The organism is Cryobacterium roopkundense (assembly GCF_014200405.1).
GTDB lineage: Bacteria > Actinomycetota > Actinomycetes > Actinomycetales > Microbacteriaceae > Cryobacterium > Cryobacterium roopkundense.
Window position 1 is genome coordinate 496,558 of record NZ_JACHBQ010000001.1, and the last position, 18,436, is coordinate 514,993.

At 67.5% G+C, this 18,436-nt stretch carries 11 protein-coding genes; 8 read left to right on the forward strand and 3 right to left on the reverse strand.

Annotated features, from left to right (window positions below):
• The first annotated feature begins 134 nt into the window (after positions 1–134).
• From BJ997_RS02415 to BJ997_RS02440, 6 genes are all read left to right on the forward strand, one after another.
• A complete protein-coding gene (locus tag BJ997_RS02415) occupies positions 135–1,586 on the forward strand; it encodes a DUF3375 domain-containing protein (protein ID WP_035836543.1) in 1,452 nt (483 codons plus the stop codon).
• Positions 1,583–2,341, forward strand: a complete 759-nt coding sequence (locus BJ997_RS02420; RefSeq protein WP_236628940.1) for a DUF4194 domain-containing protein — start codon at positions 1,583–1,585, stop codon at positions 2,339–2,341. The genes BJ997_RS02415 and BJ997_RS02420 overlap by 4 nt, the downstream gene beginning before the upstream one ends.
• Complete coding sequence (locus BJ997_RS02425; protein ID WP_052542216.1) at positions 2,338–5,724, forward strand: ATP-binding protein; 3,387 nt, start codon at positions 2,338–2,340, stop codon at positions 5,722–5,724. The genes BJ997_RS02420 and BJ997_RS02425 overlap by 4 nt, the downstream gene beginning before the upstream one ends.
• Positions 5,721–6,968: a Wadjet anti-phage system protein JetD domain-containing protein gene (locus tag BJ997_RS02430; protein WP_084141194.1), complete on the forward strand. Its 1,248-nt coding sequence runs from the start codon at positions 5,721–5,723 to the stop codon at positions 6,966–6,968. Before BJ997_RS02425 ends, BJ997_RS02430 begins: the two co-directional genes overlap by 4 nt.
• Before the next feature lie 277 nt (positions 6,969–7,245).
• Positions 7,246–8,079: an aggregation-promoting factor C-terminal-like domain-containing protein gene (locus BJ997_RS02435; protein ID WP_183323235.1), complete on the forward strand. Its 834-nt coding sequence runs from the start codon at positions 7,246–7,248 to the stop codon at positions 8,077–8,079.
• A gap of 185 nt (positions 8,080–8,264) precedes the next feature.
• Positions 8,265–9,395, forward strand: coding sequence for a hypothetical protein (locus BJ997_RS02440; RefSeq protein ID WP_152602170.1), 1,131 nt, complete (start codon positions 8,265–8,267; stop codon positions 9,393–9,395).
• 17 nt (positions 9,396–9,412) lie between these two features.
• On the opposite strand, the gene BJ997_RS02445 is transcribed toward BJ997_RS02440, so the two are convergent.
• Positions 9,413–10,108 carry a DUF1294 domain-containing protein gene (locus BJ997_RS02445; RefSeq protein ID WP_035836554.1) on the reverse strand — a complete coding sequence of 232 codons (696 nt, stop codon included), beginning with the start codon at positions 10,106–10,108 and terminating at the stop codon, positions 9,413–9,415.
• 271 nt (positions 10,109–10,379) lie between these two features.
• Between BJ997_RS02445 and BJ997_RS02450 the strand changes: the two genes are divergently transcribed.
• Both BJ997_RS02450 and BJ997_RS02455 read left to right on the forward strand, forming a co-directional pair.
• Positions 10,380–15,224, forward strand: a complete 4,845-nt coding sequence (locus BJ997_RS02450) for an NAD-glutamate dehydrogenase (protein ID WP_035836541.1) — start codon at positions 10,380–10,382, stop codon at positions 15,222–15,224.
• A gap of 233 nt (positions 15,225–15,457) precedes the next feature.
• Positions 15,458–16,279, forward strand: a complete 822-nt coding sequence (locus BJ997_RS02455; protein WP_152602169.1) for a hypothetical protein — start codon at positions 15,458–15,460, stop codon at positions 16,277–16,279.
• Here the strand turns inward: BJ997_RS02455 and BJ997_RS02460 are convergent.
• Both BJ997_RS02460 and BJ997_RS02465 read right to left on the reverse strand, forming a co-directional pair.
• The gene (locus tag BJ997_RS02460; protein ID WP_035836540.1) at positions 16,276–17,127 is read right to left on the reverse strand and encodes a DUF429 domain-containing protein; all 852 of its coding nucleotides are present in this window, start codon (positions 17,125–17,127) and stop codon (positions 16,276–16,278) included. The two genes, BJ997_RS02455 and BJ997_RS02460, sit on opposite strands and share 4 nt — an antisense overlap.
• A gap of 149 nt (positions 17,128–17,276) precedes the next feature.
• Positions 17,277–18,047: an ice-binding family protein gene (locus BJ997_RS02465; RefSeq protein ID WP_183323236.1), complete on the reverse strand. Its 771-nt coding sequence runs from the start codon at positions 18,045–18,047 to the stop codon at positions 17,277–17,279.
• Positions 18,048–18,436: the final 389 nt, after the last annotated feature.

The window sequence follows — 18,436 nt, forward strand, 5'->3', positions numbered from 1 at the left end:
GGATGCAGCGTGTTGCGAGAATCACCGGTTTTGCGCGCGGGCGGGGTGTGGAGCGCGCCCCGGGTGTTCCCTCGTGTCGGTGGGGTACTGCATGATTATGGAGGGAGTTCCGACAAGCCGAGGGAGGTGAGTGCGTGTCAGTAGTGAGCCAGACGCACGCGCTTCGCCAGCTCGTTGAAACGGATGCCACATGGCGCCTCCTGCGCGCCGACAACGCTCCGGTGATCGCTGCGCTCCTGAGCGAGCACCTCGGCGGCGAGAACCGCCGCCTTCCCGCCGAGGAACTCTACGAACGCGTGGACCACGACCTCGACGCCCTGCGCGCCCACGGGCTCGACCTGCCGCAGAGTGGGCAGGGCTACTGCGCTGAATGGCGCAAGTCAGGGTTTCTCACCCGGCGCCCGGCCGAAGAGGCCCGCGGTGAGACCTTCGAGCTCGCTCCCGGTGCGCTCGCCGCCATCCGCATCCTCGAGCAACTCGAAGCGCCGCGGCAGACCGTCACCGAATCGCGGCTGGCGAGCATCGGCGTGCAACTCGGTCAGCTCGCCATCGAAACCGACCCCGACGCCACCCGACGCCTCGAGCAGCTGCATGCGCAGCGCGACCGCCTCGATGCTCAGATCGAACGCATCCAGGCCGGAGAACTCGACACCCTCGACCCCGCCCGCGCGCTCGAGCGGGTGCGCGACATCCTCGCGCAGGCTGAGGAGATCCCCTCTGACTTCGCCAGGGTGCGCGCCGAATTCGAGAACCTCAACCGCGACCTGCGCGCCCGCATCGTGGAATCCGACGACACTCAGCGCAGCGTGCTCGACGAGGTGTTTCGTGGCGTCGACCTGATCGCCGACTCCGACGAGGGCCGCAGTTTCGCGGGATTCTCCGCGCTCGTGCTCGACCCCGCCGTGGGCGCCGCCTTCGACGACGACATCGCCCGGGTGCTCACCCGCGACTTCACAGCCCAACTCACCCCGGCGCAGCGTCGCTATCTGCGCCGGTTCATCGGCACGCTCAAAGACCACAGCGGCGAGATCCACGAGGTGATCACCACCTTCGCTCGAGGTCTTCGCCGCTACGTGCAGTCGCAGGACTACCAGCGCGACCGCGTGCTGCGCGGCCTGGTACGTAAGGCCCTCGCTGCCGGCGTCGATGCGTCTACCCACATCAAGCCGTACCAGCCCACGGGCCTGCACCTCGATCTGTCGGCCGTCGCGCTCGGCAGCATCGGCGGCATCCGCTTTCATGACCCCGCAGACCTCGATGCCACCGAGCCCATCGTGGAGCATGTGCCGGGCATTGCGGACCTCGCCGCGCTGCGCGCCCTCGCTCGCGAGACGGAGATCGACTTCGCCGAGCTCATCACGAACGTGAATGCCCTGCTCGCCGGGGCCTCAGAGTGCACCGTGGCCGAGGTGCTCGCGCGGCACCCGGCGACCCAGGGCGTGGCCAGCGTCGTGGGGCTGCTCACGCTCGCCGCCAACCAGGGAGTTGCCGTCGACGGTATCGAAACCGTGCATTGGACGGGCGTCGACCACCCTCCGCGCGCCGCCGACATCCCCATTCACCGCTTTACAGGGAGGCTGCTGTGACCGATACGACCGATGAAGCGCTCGAACCAGGAGCGGATGCCGCCTCCGCGATGGCCCATTACGTATCGGCCCTGCACTCATCGGCCCTGCACTCATCGGCCCTGTGGCCGGGCGACACCGGGGTGCTCGGGGAACAGCCGCGCCGTGCGCTGCTCGAGCTGATCAAGGGCCCGTATCTTTCCGGAGTGAAGGCCCCTGCACTATGGTCGGCGCTGCTCGCCGACGAGGCAGGCATCCGCTCCCGGCTTGACGAACTCTTTCTTGAGCTCGTGGTGGACAGGGTGGGGGAGTTCGCGTTCGTGCGCAACGTGAGCACCACCGAACTGAAGGTGCCAAGCGCCGTGCGCTCCGCCGCGCTCAGCTTTCTCGACACCGCGATGCTCCTCGTGCTGCGGCAGATGTTGCTCGCGGGGGAGGGCGAGGGGCGCGTGATCGTGGGCCGGGACGACGTCTTCGAGCAGCTGCGGGTGTACCGCACAGCAGACCGCGACGAGAGCGACTTCGCGAAAAGGCTGAACTCATCGTGGCTGAACATGAAGAACAAGCTGCGCGTGATTCACCAGGCCGGCGCCGAGGACCGCGCCGAGATCTCGCCAGTGCTGCGGCTGATCGTGGACGCCGAGCAGATCCAGGCGATCGGCGCCGAGTACAAGCGCATCGCCGCGGCGGGCGGCGTCGTGCAGATCGACATTGCCGATGACGAGCTCGACCGTGGCGACACCGACCCCGACGATTCCGAGGAGCAGACCGCATGACCATGCTCGAGATGCCCGGCGTCGACGAGGCCACCGACGGCGACAGCGGCGGCCCGATCCACGAGGGCCAGTGGCGGCTGGCCCGCGTGGAGCTGCTCAACTGGGGCACCTTCCACGGCCACCACCCCATCGATGTGGCCCGCAAGGGACACCTCTTCACCGGGGCGTCCGGTTCGGGAAAGAGCTCCCTGCTCGACGCTATCGGCACCGTGCTCACGCCAGACAAGTGGCTGCGCTTCAACGCCGCCGCACAGGAATCCACAGCCCGCAACGACGACCGCAGCCTCGTGAGCTACGTGCGCGGCGCCTGGAGCAAGGAGGCCGACGAGAACCTCGACCGCGCCGTGAGCACCTACCTGCGCAAGACCGCTACCTGGAGCGGCATCCTGCTGCGCTTCGAGAACGGGCGCGATGCCCCTGTCACCCTCGCGCGGCTGTTCCACCTGCGGGGCTCGAGCGTCGACAAGGCAGACCTCAAGGACCTGTGCTTCGTCGACCGCGCGAACGTGACCCTGCTCGATTTTCGCGAGTACGTCTCATCCGGTATCGAGGCCCGCCGCGTGAAGGGCGCCTGGCCGGACGCCGTTGTCACGACCACCGGATCGCACAACGCTTTCTACGTGAAGCTGCGCCGACTGCTCGGCATCAACAGTCAAAACGCCCTGCACCTGCTGCACAAGACCCAGTCCGCCAAGAATCTCGGCAGCCTCGACCAGCTGTTTCGGTCGTTCATGCTCGACGAACCGGCCACGTTCGCCCGCGCGAAGAACGCCGTCGAGCAGTTCGGCGAGCTTAATCAGGCGCATCAGCACGTGGTGGAGCTACGCCGCCAGGCCGAGCACCTCGGCAGGCTTGAAACGTCCATCGCCGCATACGAGCGCGCCGCCACAACGGCCGCAGAGGCCGAACGGCTCGGCGACCTGATCGACCCGTTCCAGAACCAGCTCACCCTGCGCCTGGCCGGCGACGAACGCGGCCTACTGCGTTCGCAGCAGGCACGCGCGGCCGACGACACCCTGCGAGCGGATGCCGCCCTCGACGACGCTAGGCAGCTGTTGGCCGCAGCCGAGCGTCGCGCCCTCAAACTCGGTGGTTCCGACGCCGCTCAGATGCAGGAGCTGCTGAAGGAGGCCCAGAAAGCAGCGGACGCCACTGGGCTGCGCTACGCGCGCTTCGCCGAAGAACTCACGAGCGTCGGCGTGGCCGGTGCACCGCAGAACAGTGCTGAATTCGCCGAACTACAAGAATCGTCGCGCCAGGCCCTGCACGAGTCGGCGCCGGCCGCGGCGCACGACCACCACGACAACGAGCAGTACTTCACCGCCGGCAAGGAGCTCGCGGACATCGACCGGGAACTGACAGAGCTGCGCACGCGAAAAAGCAACCTCCCCGGCGCGCTGCTGGTCGCCCGCAAGGGTCTCGCTGAAGAGCTCGGTGTCGCCGAGGCGGCGCTGCCGTTCGCCGGAGAGCTCATCGAAGTGCTGCCGGAGTTCGAGGCGTGGAACGGCGCGATCGAGCGCGTGCTGTTTCCCCTCGCGAGCGCGCTGCTCGTGCGCGACACGTTCCTGCCCGAGGTACGACGACGGGTCGAAGCCCGCAACCTGGGCGCCCGGCTCGTGTTCGAGGCGGTTCCGGCCATGTCCGACCCGCCGCAGGCCGCCCGCAGCTCCCGGTCGCTGCTGCACCGCATCCGGGTGAGCGACGGCGCTTTCCATGACTACCTGCAGGCCCGCACGGCCCGGGAATTCGACTACGCCTGCGTCGACACCCCCGACGAACTCGACAAGGTCGAGAAGGGCGTCACCGTGGGCGGGCAGGTGAAGAAGTCCGCCCGCCGGTACGAGAAGAACGACCGGTACTCGATCAGCGAACGCAGCCACTGGATTCTCGGCGCTGACAACGAGGCCAAGATCGACCTGCTGCTCGAGCGCCGCCGCGACGCGCAGCGCCGCAACCTCGAGGCGGGGGAGCGGCTCCAGCAGGCACAGGCCGAACGGGACGCCGCCACCCGGCGCCGCAGCGTACTCGAGCGGGTGCTCAGCCAGGCCTGGTCCGAGATCGATGCCCGGTCGGCCGACGAACTCGTGCGCACCCGGCGCCGCCAGCTCGACGCCCTGACGACCGACAATGCCGAGCTTCACGACGCCCTCACCGCCGAAACCGAGGCCCGCGAGCATTTCACCTCCGCCGAAAAGCTCGCCCGCTCCCACGAGGTAACGTTGCGGCTGATCGAGGCGCAACTCGCCGAGGTTGACGCGCTCATCGCCGAGCTGGAACGCACCATCGACGCCCGCGAGTTGGCGGATGCCGACGCCACCGCCCTCGAGGCCCGCTACCGAAGGGTGCAGCGCAAGCTCGACCGCAAGAACATCGGCGACGTGGGCCGCCGGGTGTTCGAGTCGCTGAGCGGCGAGGCTCGAGTCGCCCAGCGCGCGCTCGGCGACGCCCGCTCGGCGTTCATCGAGGGCGCCGTCGCCTTCAAGGCCCGCTGGGCCGCGGCCGCCGGCGACCTCACCACCTCCATCGAGGACCGCGCCGGCTACAGGGCCCTGCTCGAAGGAATTGTGGCGCGCGGCCTGCCCGAGCATGAAGCTAACTTTCTCAAACTGTTGCGGGACAAGTCGCGAGATCTCATCGGGCATCTGGCCTCGGATATCCGCGATGCTCCGAAGCTCGTCGTGGACCGCATCGAGCCAGTGAACGCCTCGCTCGGCCGTTCGCGTTTCGACGTGGACCGCTACCTGCGTATCGAGGTGAAGACCCGGCGCGCGCCGGAGGTGCTGCAGTTCATGGCCGACCTGAAGACCGTGGTCGACGGCGCGTGGAGCGACGACGGCCTCGCCGCCGCCGAGGCGCGCTTCGCCGTGCTGAATCAGATCATGCAGCGGCTCGCGTCTAGCGACAACGCCGACCGGGCCTGGCAGCGCCGCTGCCTCGACACCCGGGAACATGTCACGTTCATGGCGCACGAGGTGGACCTCGCGGGACGCACGGTCAACGTGCACGACTCGAGCGCCGGACTCTCCGGCGGGCAGAGGCAGAAGCTCGTGATCTTCTGCCTCGCGGCCGCGCTACGCTACCAGCTCGCCGCAGACGAGGACGAGCTGCCCTCCTACGCCACGATCATTCTGGACGAGGCCTTCGACAAGGCCGACAGTCGCTACACGCGCATGGCGATGGACGTGTTCGTGGAGTTCGGTTTCCACATGATCCTGGCCACGCCCGAAAAGCTGCTGCAGACGATCGAGCCGTATGTGGGGGCTGTCACGTCCATTACGAACCCGGCTCGCAACGACTCGCGCACGGCGAGCGTGGCGTTCCGGGACGACCCGAACGACATCCCGGGCGACCGCCCGAGAGCTGCGCCGAATGCAGGGGCATGATGGCGGTTCCGGTGACGGTGGCCCAGGCCCGCGAGCGCGCCCGCAAACGTGTGCTGCAAGACCAGAGAACCTGGGCGGCCTACGGCGGCGACGAGCCCGTTCTCGACATCGTGTTGCACCCGCCCACGGAGCGCGCCGCGCTCGACGACCAGGCCGGCGCCATCGCGTGGGTGCGCTCATGGCGCGATGTGGCTGGCGCCGACGTGCGCTGGGGCGAAAGGCGCTGGTCCAGGGTGGGTACCCAATCCGTGCCCGAGCGCTGTGTACTGCAGGGAGCGGATGCCATCGCCTACTTCGCGGGCCGGGCATCCGGCCGCGAATGGCTGGTTCTGCGCTCCCGCGCTGCCCTCCTTCGAGCCACCTTCGACGGCGTTCTCGGTGCGGGTCCGGTTGTCCGGGCCGCGGCGGGGTCCTCGACCGATCCGGCGGTTTGGGCCGATCCGGCGTCATTGCACGGGGATACTGCCGCGGCCCTCGCCGCCGCGATTCGCACGCACGGCCTGGCGCTGCAGCGCATGAGCGAAGCCGACTTCTCGACACTCGTGCACGTGGTGGAATGGCTGGCGGAGCATCCGTCGTCGGGCTGGCGCATCAGGCAGCTGCCAATTCGAGGCATCGACACGAAGTGGCTCGAGGGTCACCGTTCCGCCGTGGAGGGGCTGCACGCCGCGGTGAGTGGGCGGGTTTCGCTCGGTCTGCTCACCGCGCCCGACCGGGTACGGGTGCGGTTTCTCGACCCGGAGCTGCGCCCCGGCGGCCTCACCGACATCACGGCGCCCCTGGAGCAGCTCGCGGCCCTCGACGTCGCGCCGAGCGTGGTGTTCGTGTTCGAGAACCTCGAGACGGTGTTCTCGATGCCGGAACTGCCCGGCGCCGTCGTGGTGCACGGCAGCGGCTACGCGGCCCCGCGCCTCGGCGCGATCCCCTGGATTCACGGCGCGCGCGTCATCTACTGGGGAGACCTCGACTCCGACGGTTTCGCCATTCTGCACGCCCTCCGCCTCGGCTGCCCCCGCGTCGCGAGCGTGCTCATGAACGAGGAAACCCTGCTCGCCTACCGTGACCTGTGGGTGCCAGAGCCCAAACCCGCCGCCGGAACATACTCGCGTCTCACGGCCAATGAGTTGCAGGCGCTGGGACGCATCCGCTCGGAGGGAAACGTGCGCCTCGAGCAAGAGCGTATTCCCTGGGAAGTGGCCCTCCCGACTCTCTTGGACGCCGTCCCTGTGCCGTATAGCCGGTGATCGCAACACGCCGTTCAGGCCGGCTGGGGTGACCCAAGGCAGCGGATGCGGCGTGTGACGAGAAGGACCGGTTTTGCGCACGTGTCGGGGCAAATGCTTACACCGCAGAGCCGCCCGACGCGACACACCACGCACTGTAGGGGTACAAAATACTGAGGGAATGTTCAGAAACATAGGGCAAGCTGGCCGTTTCGCCTGCGCCGCCATAGAAGAGCGTAGGTCCGATGCTCAGTGAGCCGGCGCTCACGAGCGTTCGGGCTTGCGCCATTTGGTAGGTATGCGCCCCACTTCATCAGTCACGTCCCCATCCAGCTCGACACAACTCCACAGGAAGCCCACGAAGCGCGTCAAGCGCTTCGCGCTCGGCTCTGTCGCGGTTCTCGCGATAGCCGGGCTCGCCGCCGGCGGAGCGTACGCGTTCCAGTCGGCCGCCGACAGCCGCGCGAGCGTCGCGGCCACCACAGCCCTCACCGACAGCACCGGCCGCCAGCACGAACAGCTGGCCGCCTACGACACCGTCGCCGAGGCGCACAGCGACAAGTCGGCATCCGTCACATTGAACGAAGCCAACCAGGTGCTCGTTGACACGCAGGGCAAAGCGGATGCCTCGGCACTGACGGCCGTGTCCAGCTCGCTTGCCAGCTTCAAGACCATGCCGATCGACGAAGTTTTGTCGTTGACCGCGCAGACGAAGACCGAGACCGCGTCCCTGTCGGCCGCCGCCGTCGAGGCCGACCGCGTGGCCGCAGAAGCCGCTGCCGCCGCCGAGGCCGCCCGCCTCGCCGCCCTCGCCACGACCAACACTCCCGAGGGAGCGAAAGCGGCCGCCCAGTCCCTCGCCTCCTCGAAGTACGGCTGGGGAGCAGACCAGTTCTCCTGCCTGAACCAGCTGTGGCAGAAGGAATCCAACTGGAACTACCTGGCCTACAACCCCAGCGGCGCCACCGGCATCCCGCAGGCGCTGCCCGGCAGCAAGATGGCCTCCGCCGGCACCGATTGGGCCACCAACGCCTCCACCCAGGTTGCATGGGGCCTCGAATACATCAAGGCCTCGTCCTACGGCACCCCGTGCGCCGCCTGGGCGCACTCGCAGGCCAACAACTGGTACTAGCCCGTCAGAACGCGTAGACGGCACCCGGAGGAATCCGATTTCACGGCCCGGAGGGCGAGCGAAGGCTCCCTCCGGGCTGCGGCGCTTAAGCCCCCGAATCCTCAACCGGTGGCATGATCTCTCGGAAGCATGGTCGGCTGGCGCAGAACGGCTCCCCGGCCCGAACCGTCACCGAGGAGGTTTCCGTGAAGAAGCTGTCCATGACGCTGAGCTCCCAGAACGTCGCCCTGACGGACGGCACGGGAACCCTCGCGGCGTCGGTGACGAACCTGGCCGACGCGGCCGAGCGTGTCGTGCTCGGCGCCTTTCCCGTGGGGCCGCCCAACTCGCTGTCAGGGTCAACCGGGGCCACGATTCCCGACGCGCTGCGCACCATCGAGGCCGGCGCCACCGAGCAGTACACCGTGAAATTTGACACCACAGGAGCCACCGCCGGTACCTATTCCGTGAAGATCATGCCCTACGGAGCGGACCAGCCGCCGGAAGACTACGCCGAACTCGGCTCCGTCGTGAACCTCGTGGTGCCCGACACGAAACACGACGGCACGCGGTTCCCCTGGTGGATCGTCGCCATCGTCGCCGCCGTGCTGATCGTGGGCGGCGGGGTGCTGCTCGCCATCCACCCGTGGGATCCGGACTCCGCGTCGCAAACGAGCCCGGTGGCGACCGGAACAGAGGGGCCACCCGTCACCGCAGAAGCCGGCGGCGGCACCACAACAGCCGAGCGGGTGCCCGACGGGATCGTGGGCCTGCCCCTCGACCAGGCCGCAAGCCTGCTGGATTCCCGCGCGCTGGCGTACTCGGTTCAGCAGGAGCAGGTGGCCGCGGGAAGCGTCGCCGCGGGAACCGTGCTGCGCGTCGATCCCCCGGAGGGAGCGGATGTGACGGGGCCGGTCCTGCTCACGGTGGCCGTTGAAGGACCTCCCGCCAACGCGCCCGATTTCGTGCTGTACGCCCTGCCGGAATGCTCCGTCGTGCCGGGCGGCAGCCTCAGCGGCGCCGATCAGATCACCATCTTCGTCGCGCTCAGAAACAGCGGACCCGGGCCGTGGACGGCTCTCGTGCCCTTCGAGATCACGAGCGACACTGGGCTGCGGGCCGCGGGCAATTCAGCCTTGAGCACCGGATCGAGTTTCACGCCGATGCAGGTCGACCTCACCCTGCTGGATTTCGACCGCACCCTGCGTTTCACCGCCGTGGCGGACCCGGCCAACAGCATCCAGGAGGAGAACGAGGCCAACAACTCCCTCGTGGTGGTGGTGAACATGCCGCCGCGCATGACCGAAGCCGACGACGTACCGTGCTCACTGGGATAGCGCGGGAGAGCCGGAACTCAGAACAGGGGCCGCGTCGTCCACTCCGTGAACACGCGGAACGCCGGTGTGGTGACGAGCACAAAGATCACCAGATTCGCGACCACGCTCATCCAGAAGACCGAGAGAAAGCTCTTCTTCCGGGTTTTGTGCCGCAGCACCTGCTGGGCCACGATCGCCCCAGGCCAGCCGCCGAGCAGTCCCGCCAGCAGCAGCGTATTCTCCGATACCCGCCATCCGCCGGACTGCGCCCGTGACTTGTCGACGGCGTAGAGAATGAAAGTCACCACGCTCGCCAGAAGATAGACGCCGATCACCCCATACGACAACGCCCAGTAACCATTCACGGTGAGGGCTCCGGCGACAAAGACCACGATCGCGAGGTAGCTGGCGCGTCCCGTGCCTCGGCCGGCCCGGCCGGACCGAGCAGAGGGCCGCGCGTCCCGCGATCGACCGTCAACGGCCGACCGTGCGGGCGCTGCACCGCCACCGACCAGAGCCGCGGACCGCACGCGCACGGCACGCCTCTTGCCGTGCGCGACCTCCACCTCGAAACTCAGCGCGGTGCCGAGCACCGGCCGCCTGTCACCCGGCGCGAAGGCCGAGATGTGCACGAAGGTCTTCTCCCCACCGCGCAGGGGTGTGATGAACCCGAACCCACGGTCGTCGTTCCAGGATGTGAGTGTGCCGGGCACACGTGTCGTTGCAGAGCCCATGAGCAGAGCGTACGCGCCAGGTCGCGCGGCACCCACAGGCCGCGGGGGAGCGTGCTGCTGGGTGATTCATCGCGTTCAGCCTAAGTGAGTGTACGTCTGGTCTATACGGAGAAGACGACTTGGCCTGCGCGTCCGGCCCGTGACCCTGCAACTATGGATACCCTTGTAGTGCCGTGCAGCTTGCCAGCAGGGCGCGGTCGGCGTGTGCCGGGGGTATTCCCGCGCAAAGAGTAGCGCCGATCCACAAATTTTTGATGGAGGAGTTTTTTCGATGACGTCTGAGCCCACAACAACCGAGCAGTCCCCGGTGGAGCGCACGTTTATAGCCGACTACTACGAGCACCTGATCGACGACGATGCTCAGAACTACACCGCGGAGTTGTTGCACGACCGGGCGATGGCGCATTGGCAGGCCGCCGACTACCGTAAGCCGAAGACGGCGAACGTGGTGATCCGCAACGAGACCAGTCGCAGCGTGGTCTTCATCGCCACCGACGACATGCCCTTCCTCGTGGACTCCGTCATCGCCGAACTCGTGCGCCAGCACTCGGCGATCCACCTCGTGGTTCACCCCCTCCTCATCGTGGCCCGCAACCGCGAGAGCAACGAGCTCGTGACCATCACGCGGATGCCGGCGAGCGTCGGCGTCTCGAGCGGCGACACCTCGGCCATGCCGAACATCTCGCACCTCATCGCGACCGGCGGAAACGCGTCGCACCTCGAGTCGTGGATCGCCATCGAGATCGACCGCGCGAGCGACGAGGCGCAGGAGAACCTGGTCGCCGGGCTCCACGCCGTGCTGCACGACGTACGTTCGGCCGTCGACGACTGGCCGCTCATGCGTCTGAAGGCCGTGCAGATCGCCGACGACCTCGACAACGTGGCGAACGGCCGCGAGATCCAGGACCTGCGACAGACCCAGGACCTGCTGCGCTGGCTCAACGCCGACAACTTCACGTTTCTCGGCTACCGCGAATACGACCTCGAGGTTCTCGACGGCGAAGACGTGCTGTCCATCCGCGACGGCAGCGGCCTCGGCCTGCTGCGCTCGGCGGAAGACCGGCACCAGATCCAGCACCTCACCGAGGCCGGACGCACGAAGGCCCGCGAACGCAGCGCGCTGGTGATCACCAAGGCGAACTCCCGCTCCACGGTGCACCGCCCGGCGTACTTCGACTACATCGGAATCAAGAGCTTCGACGCCGACGGCAACGTGAGCGGCGAGCAACGTTTCATCGGACTCTTTGCTGCAAGCGCGTACACGAGCTCCGTTGAGGTTGTGCCCGTGCTGCGGGAAAAGGTCGACGCCGTGATGGCCGAGGTCGGCTTCCCGCCCGGCTCGCACAGCGGTAAAGACCTGCTCGGCATCATGGAGACTTACCCGCGCGACGAGCTGTTCCAGATCGACGTGCCTTCTCTCGTGAGCGCGGCCCTGGCCATCCAGCGGCTGCAGGAGCGACGCCGCACCCGGCTGTTCCTGCGCCCCGACGTGTACGGACGCTTTATGTCTGCTCTCGTCTACCTGCCGCGTGACCGCTACAACACGGCCGTGCGGCTGCGCATCGAGAAGGAACTGCGCGAGACGTTCCAGGCGGAGTCGCTCGACTTCGAGGCACGCATGACCGAATCGGCGCTCGCCCGGCTGTTTTATCGCATCCGCTTGCCCCAGCCGAACGCCGTCGAGGCCGTCGACGCGGTCGAGCTCGAAAACCGCCTCGCCCGCGCCGTGCGGTCCTGGCCGGAAGGCATCAGCGACGAGCTGCGCGAAACGCATCCGCTCGCAGAGGCCGAGGCGCTTTCGAGCCTGTGGTCTGAGGCGTTCCCCGACAGCTACCGGGTGGACTACGAGACCGAAGACGCTCTCGAAGACATCGTGCGCTTCGAGGCCTGCGCCACCGCCACGGCGCGCGCCGAGGCCGCCGGCACGGGTGCCGCGCGCCCCGGTCTGTACGTGTACCTGCCCAAGGACGTGGGCGAGCGTTCAGAAAACGCGCGCGTCAAGCTGTACATGATGGAATCGCAGAGCCTCAGCCAGATTCTGCCGTACTTCCAGAACCTGGGCATCGAGGTGCTCGACGAGGTGCCGTTCGAGATCCAGACCTCCGACGAACGCCGGTTCTTCCTCTATGACCTGGGCCTGATCTACCCCCCTGGCATCGACCCCATTGCCACCGGCGAACTGCTCGCCGACTCGTTCGGCGCGGCCGTGAGCGGCGCGATCGAGTCCGACGGCCTCGACCGCCTCGTGCTCAAGGAGGGCATGGCGTGGCAGAAGGTCGTCATTCTGCGCAGCTACGCCAAGTACCTGCGCCAGATCGGCAACACCAACTCCTACGGCTTCGTTTCCAACACCCTGCTGAACAACCCCGACGTCACGAAGGGCCTGGTTGCACTGTTCGAGGCGCGCTTCGACCCGGATATCACAGACGAGGAGCGGATGCCCAGGGTCGCCCAGGTGCGCGCCGACCTCACGCTCGCCATGGAGCAGGTCGCCACTCTCGACGCCGACAGGGTGCTGCGCACGTTGATCAACCTGATCGAAGCGTCGCTGCGCACGAACTTCTTCCAGGACAAGCCGTACCTGAGCATCAAGCTCGACCCGCAGTCGATCGAACTGCTGCCCTTCCCCAAGCCCATGTACGAGATCTGGGTGTACTCACCCCGCGTCGAGGGCGTGCACCTGCGCTTTGGCAAGGTTGCCCGCGGCGGGCTGCGCTGGTCGGACCGACGCGAGGACTTCCGCACGGAGGTGCTCGGCCTCGTGAAGGCGCAGACCGTGAAGAACGCGGTGATCGTGCCCACCGGCGCCAAGGGCGGCTTCTTCGCCAAGAAGCTGCCGGATCCGGCAGCCGACCGCGGCGCCTGGATGGCCGAAGGCATCGAGAGCTACAAGACGTTCATTCGCGGCATGCTCGACGTCACCGACAACCTCGTGACCACGCCGGAGGAGGGCGAGCGGATGGTGCCGCCGTACCGGGTGGTCAGCCACGATGACGCAGACACCTACCTCGTGGTGGCCGCCGACAAGGGAACGGCCTCGTTCTCCGACATCGCCAACGGCCTCGCCGCAGAGTACGGCTTCTGGCTCGGCGACGCCTTCGCCTCCGGCGGGTCGGTGGGTTACGACCACAAGGAAATGGGCATCACCGCCCGCGGTGCCTGGGAATCTGTGAAGCGCCACTTCAGCGAGTTGGGCGTCGACACCCAGACCGAAGACTTCACGGTGGTGGGCGTGGGCGACATGTCGGGAGACGTGTTCGGCAACGGCATGCTGCTGTCGGAGCACATCAAGTTGGTGGCGGCATTCGACCACCGGCACATCTTCCTCGACCCGACTCCCGACGCCGCCACGTCGTTCGCGGAGCGCCAGCGCCTCTTCGAGTTGCCGCGCTCCTCGTGGGCCGACTATTCTCCTGAGCTGATCAGCACCGGGGGCGGGGTCTTCCCCCGTCAGGCTAAGTCGGTGCCCATCTCGGCCGAGGTACGCACCGTGCTGGGTCTCCCCGAGGGCACCACGCGCCTGAGCCCGCCCGAACTGCTGCGCGCCATTTTGGTGGCTCCCACCGACCTGCTCTACAACGGTGGCATCGGCACCTACGTGAAGGCGAGCAGCGAAACATCCGCTCAGGTGGGCGACAAGGCGAACGACGGTATTCGGGTGGATGGAAAAGACCTGCGCGTGAAGGTTGTCGGTGAGGGCGGAAACCTCGGGTTCACCCAGCTCGGGCGCATCGAGGCCGCGCTCGGCGGCGTGATTCTGAACACCGACGCGATCGACAACTCCGCCGGCGTGGATTGCTCCGACCACGAGGTGAACATCAAGATCTTCGTTGACCGCATGGTGGCAGCCGGCAAGCTCGACCCGGCCGAACGTGCGCAGTTCCTCGCCGAGATGACGGATGAGGTGGGTCGCCTCGTGCTGCAGGACAACGTGGACCAGAACATCCTGCTGCTCAACGACCGCGTTCTCGTGAACAACTGGAGCCCGAGCTACGAGCGCCTGATGAACTGGCTCGAGGCCTCCGGAGACCTGCAGCGCGACCTCGAAGCGTTGCCGACCACGGCCACGCTGCGGGAGCGCCTCGACCAGGGCCAGGGTCTCACCTCGCCCGAGCTCTCGGTGCTCGCCGCCTACGCCAAGATCGAGCTCGCCACGGCGCTGCGCGAGAGCGACCTCGCCGACGACCCGTGGTTCGGCGGCACCCTGCGCCGGTACTTCCCGGCCCAGCTATCGGAGCGGTTCGACGCCGAGCTCGACACGCATCCGCTGCGCCGCGAAATCATCGCGACTGTCGTGGCCAACGACATGATCAACCTCGGCGGGGTGACGTTCGCGTTCCGCACCGTGGAGGAGACGTCGGCCAATCAGGCCACCGTGGCGCGCGCGTTCGTGGCGCTGCGCGAGGTCTTCGGCCTCGACGACATGGTGAACGCCCTCAACGCGCTGCCCTCGTCGTTCCCCACCGAGACGTGGACCTCGATGCACCTCGACATTCGCCGGCTGCTCGACCGGGCCGTGCGCTGGCAGGTCAACCAGGGCGGCACTCGTTCGGTGGCCGAGGTGATCGCGAAGTACCAGCCGCAGGTGCAACTGCTGCGCGCGCACCTGAGCGACTACCTGCAGGGCGACGACCTGAAGCGGCTGAAGTCGCAGCTCGCCAAGGCCGAGGAGTGGGGCGTTCCCGTGTCGCTCGGTCACCAGTGGGCCGAGCTGTTCGAAGCCTTCGCGTTGCTCGATGTGGCCAGGGTGGCCGTGCAGTCCCAGACGCCGGTCGAGGAGGTCGCGGCCGTGTACTACATGGTCTACGACCGCTTTGCTGTGGACAACATTCTCGTGCGTATCACGGCGCTGCCGCGCAAGGACCGCTGGCAGGCCCTTGCGCGCGCGGCCCTGCGCGATGACCTGTACTCGACCGTGGCCGACATGACCAGGGCCGTGCTCGATGCGACAGAGACAGGTTCCGCCGAGGAACGCCTGCAGGCCTGGGAGGCGCTGAACGCGGAGCAGCTTGACCGCGCGCGGAGCGTGTTCGAGGAGGTCAACGCCCTGGGCCAGGACGACATGGCGTCGCTCTCTGTGGCGCTGCGGCTGCTGCGCTCGATCGTGCGCCGCTGACCCCTCCGGTGCACGTGCGTGCGTGTACATAACTCCTGCAATCTGCGGCACGCGGCCGCTACGGCCGCGTGTTTGCGGGCATCCGCTGTGGACCCGCGGCGAATTGCAGGAGTTACGCACGCCAAGCCGTCGAGACCGCGCCCTATCGGCCGGTCGAAATCTCGACTATCGTGCGGGGCGAGGATGCTCGGGTGCGTCCTCGCCCCACCTGAGTGGCCACGGGAGGTTCGGCGATGAATACCACGACCACCCGGGCCCAGGTCTGGTTGTTTCTCTCGTTCGGCGCGGCCGCCCTGGCCTTCGTCGGGAGCCTGTTGGCCCTGATCGACTCCAACGTCTACTACTACGACCTGTCCAGTTCGTTCTCGTTCCAGGCGCGGGCACAGGACCTGGTGAACGCGGTGGTCGTCGCGCCGTTGCTCGTGGCATGCGCGGTGCTCGCGCTGCGGGGTTCGGAACGCGCCTTCGTGATCTGGCTGGGAGTCCTCACGTTCACGGTGTACAACTACGTGATCTACGCGCTCTTCATCCCGTTCGGATCGTTGTATCTTCTCTGGACGGCGGTGCTCGGCCTCAGCCTGTACTCTCTGATCGGCGGCGTCACCAGTGTCGACTCCGGCCAGGCGGCGGTGATGTTTCCGAGCCGGCGAGCCCTCACTGTTTCGGGAATCGTTCTGGTCGTCGTGTCTGGACTCTTCGCCGTCTTGTGGCTGGCCGAGGACCTGCCGGCCGTGATCAACAACTACACGCCGCAGAGCGTCTACGACCTCAAGGTGCCGACCAATCCTGTGCACGTTCTCGACTACGCATTCTTCCTGCCGGCCGGAGTGATTCTCGGCGTGATGCAGCTGCGGCGGCGCGCGTTCTCCTATCCGGTGGGCGGGGCGTTTCTGGTGTTCCTGCTGCTGACGGGCCTTCCCATTCTGGTCACGCCATTCGTGACATCGTCTCTGGGGTCGGAGGGACAGTACTGGATACTGCTGCCGATCGGCATCCTCACCGCCGTACTCGCGGGCATGATCGTGTGGCTGCTCCGCAGCGTGCGCGAGGTCTAGCTAGCCGGCATGGCTGAGCGCGCGCCGTTGACCGGGCGCCGCTGCTCGGGGCGGGCAGCGGCGATGATCACCGGGCGGCGGCCCTCGGAGTCTGCCGTAGCCCCTGCGCCGAGCACCTGGCAGCGATCGAGGCCGTGCGCGTGCCACAGCGAGGCGGTCCACGCGGCGAGGGCCGCATCGAGCAGATCCTCGCGGTGTTTGTAGGCGCGGTCGAGCAGGGGAGACGGCTGCTCGAGCAGCGCCGCGGTGACCGGGTGGGTACGCAGGTTCAGGGGCGGGCTCGCGGTATCGAGCCGCGACATCCGCTGCAGCAACTCGTCGCACTCGCGTGCGCGAAACAATCGACGCTCGCTGAGGGGCAGCGCCACGTTGTGGCGTTTGTAGCGCGGGCGTTGTTCGCTGTAGCCGAACTCGGCGGCGCCCACGAGCGTCGTGTACGGGTAGCACTCGAAAAAGTGCACCGAGGTTTCGTTTCGAGGATACTCCGGGTCGGCCAGTCCGAACCCGACGGCCTCGAGGGCCAGCCGCAGCGAGACGCCGCCGAGCCACGGCAGGCGGAGGCTGCTCGGATTGGCGGCGACCTTCCAGCGGCCGTAGCGCTGGCCCACCTCCCGCTCACAGTCTCGCATACCTGATTCGTTGAACACCACGAGCGGGGCGTCGATCGCGATCACGTCGCCGGGTTGCGCGCGGTCGACCAGCCACGCGGCCACGGCGTCGATGCCGCGAGCCCAGCCGGCGTGCAGCACCGTACCCTGCTCGTCGAGGCATACGAGCCCGGTCTCGTTCGCGGGCTTCTGCATGCTGCCCTCGCCCCACGCTAGGTCGACGCCGAAGAACCTAGCCAACAGCCGGCGCCTCTGGCTCCCAGGCGGCCCGCAGCAGGTCGGCGGCGACGTTGGGGTGGCTGATCGGAAGAATGCCCATGGCCGCAGCCTACGCGGCGGATGCTGCGGGGCCGGCCGGCACCGCAGCATCCGCCGCGTTGAGCGGTCGGTTACAGCGCGGGCTCGACCACTGTGTTGCTCTGCAGCGTGACGGCGGTCTGGGCCAGGAGGCGCCCGTTGATGGAGGCGCCGGTCTTCATGGCGATCAGCGTGTGGCTCAGGATGGTGCCTTCGAAGTGGGCGGTCGTACCGATCGCAACCTCGCCGGCGGTCTGCCAGAACACATTCTTGGCCTGCACGCCGCCCTCGAGTGTCACGTTCTTGGCCGAGGCCATCGTGATGTCACCGGAGATCTGGAAGATGAAGACGTCGTCCACGCCTCCGGAAAGCGTCACGTCGTTCGACAGTGAGACATCGGTGCTCCACTTGTAGAGTCCGGGAGTGAGGGTGAGTCCACCGATTTCTCCGGCGCCGAGGTTCACGAAGTCGGGGTTCGTGCGTCCGGCGGCGTCAGTGTAGGCGATCCCCATGTCGCCGACGGCGCCGGTGAGCAGGGTGTCGTCGGTGACCTTGCAGGCGGGGCCTGATTCGTCGACGGAGTAGATCGTTCCGGTCACCTCGTCGCACGTCACGTGGATGGCGGCACCGGAGATGGGGCTGGAACCGACGTTTCCGAGGATGGAGGACGCGTAGACGTCGGTCACCCCGGACTTCGACAGGATCGCAAAGGTGCCCGCGCTGCCGAGGTCGACGGGTGCGAGATCGAGCGTTTCGGCGGAAGCGCCGGCCGCACCGGCTGCGCCGATGCCCACCACGGATGCTGCGAGCAGCATGGCGAAGACGCGTGTGCGCGCGCGGGAGCGTGCTGTGAATACTGACATGTGTTTTCCCTCTCAGTCGGCCCGCACGATGCGGGACCGGGCAGGGCCACCGCGGGTGTGGTCGCCGGTGTCATACACCGGGTTCTGTCGCTGGAAAGCACTCGCGCGCCCGGTTTCGGGCATGACGACGAAGCGCCCCGGTCGGTGAGTTCAGGCGCCCCTCGCGCGCTGGGTCAGCGCGCCGCCCGGACCGGTTGCAGCGACAGGATTCTGTCTAAACACCAGACTAGGGGGTGTTTCGATCCGGGGTAGACAGGTCGTTTGAAAAACAGTCAAATCGGAATGCTTTCGTGACCGAGTCGGTCGACGAGCCTCTGTAGGGAGCGATGCAGCCGCTGGAACCGTGTGGAGTCCAGCGCCACGGTGGCTTCGTTCGTGTACACGTCGCG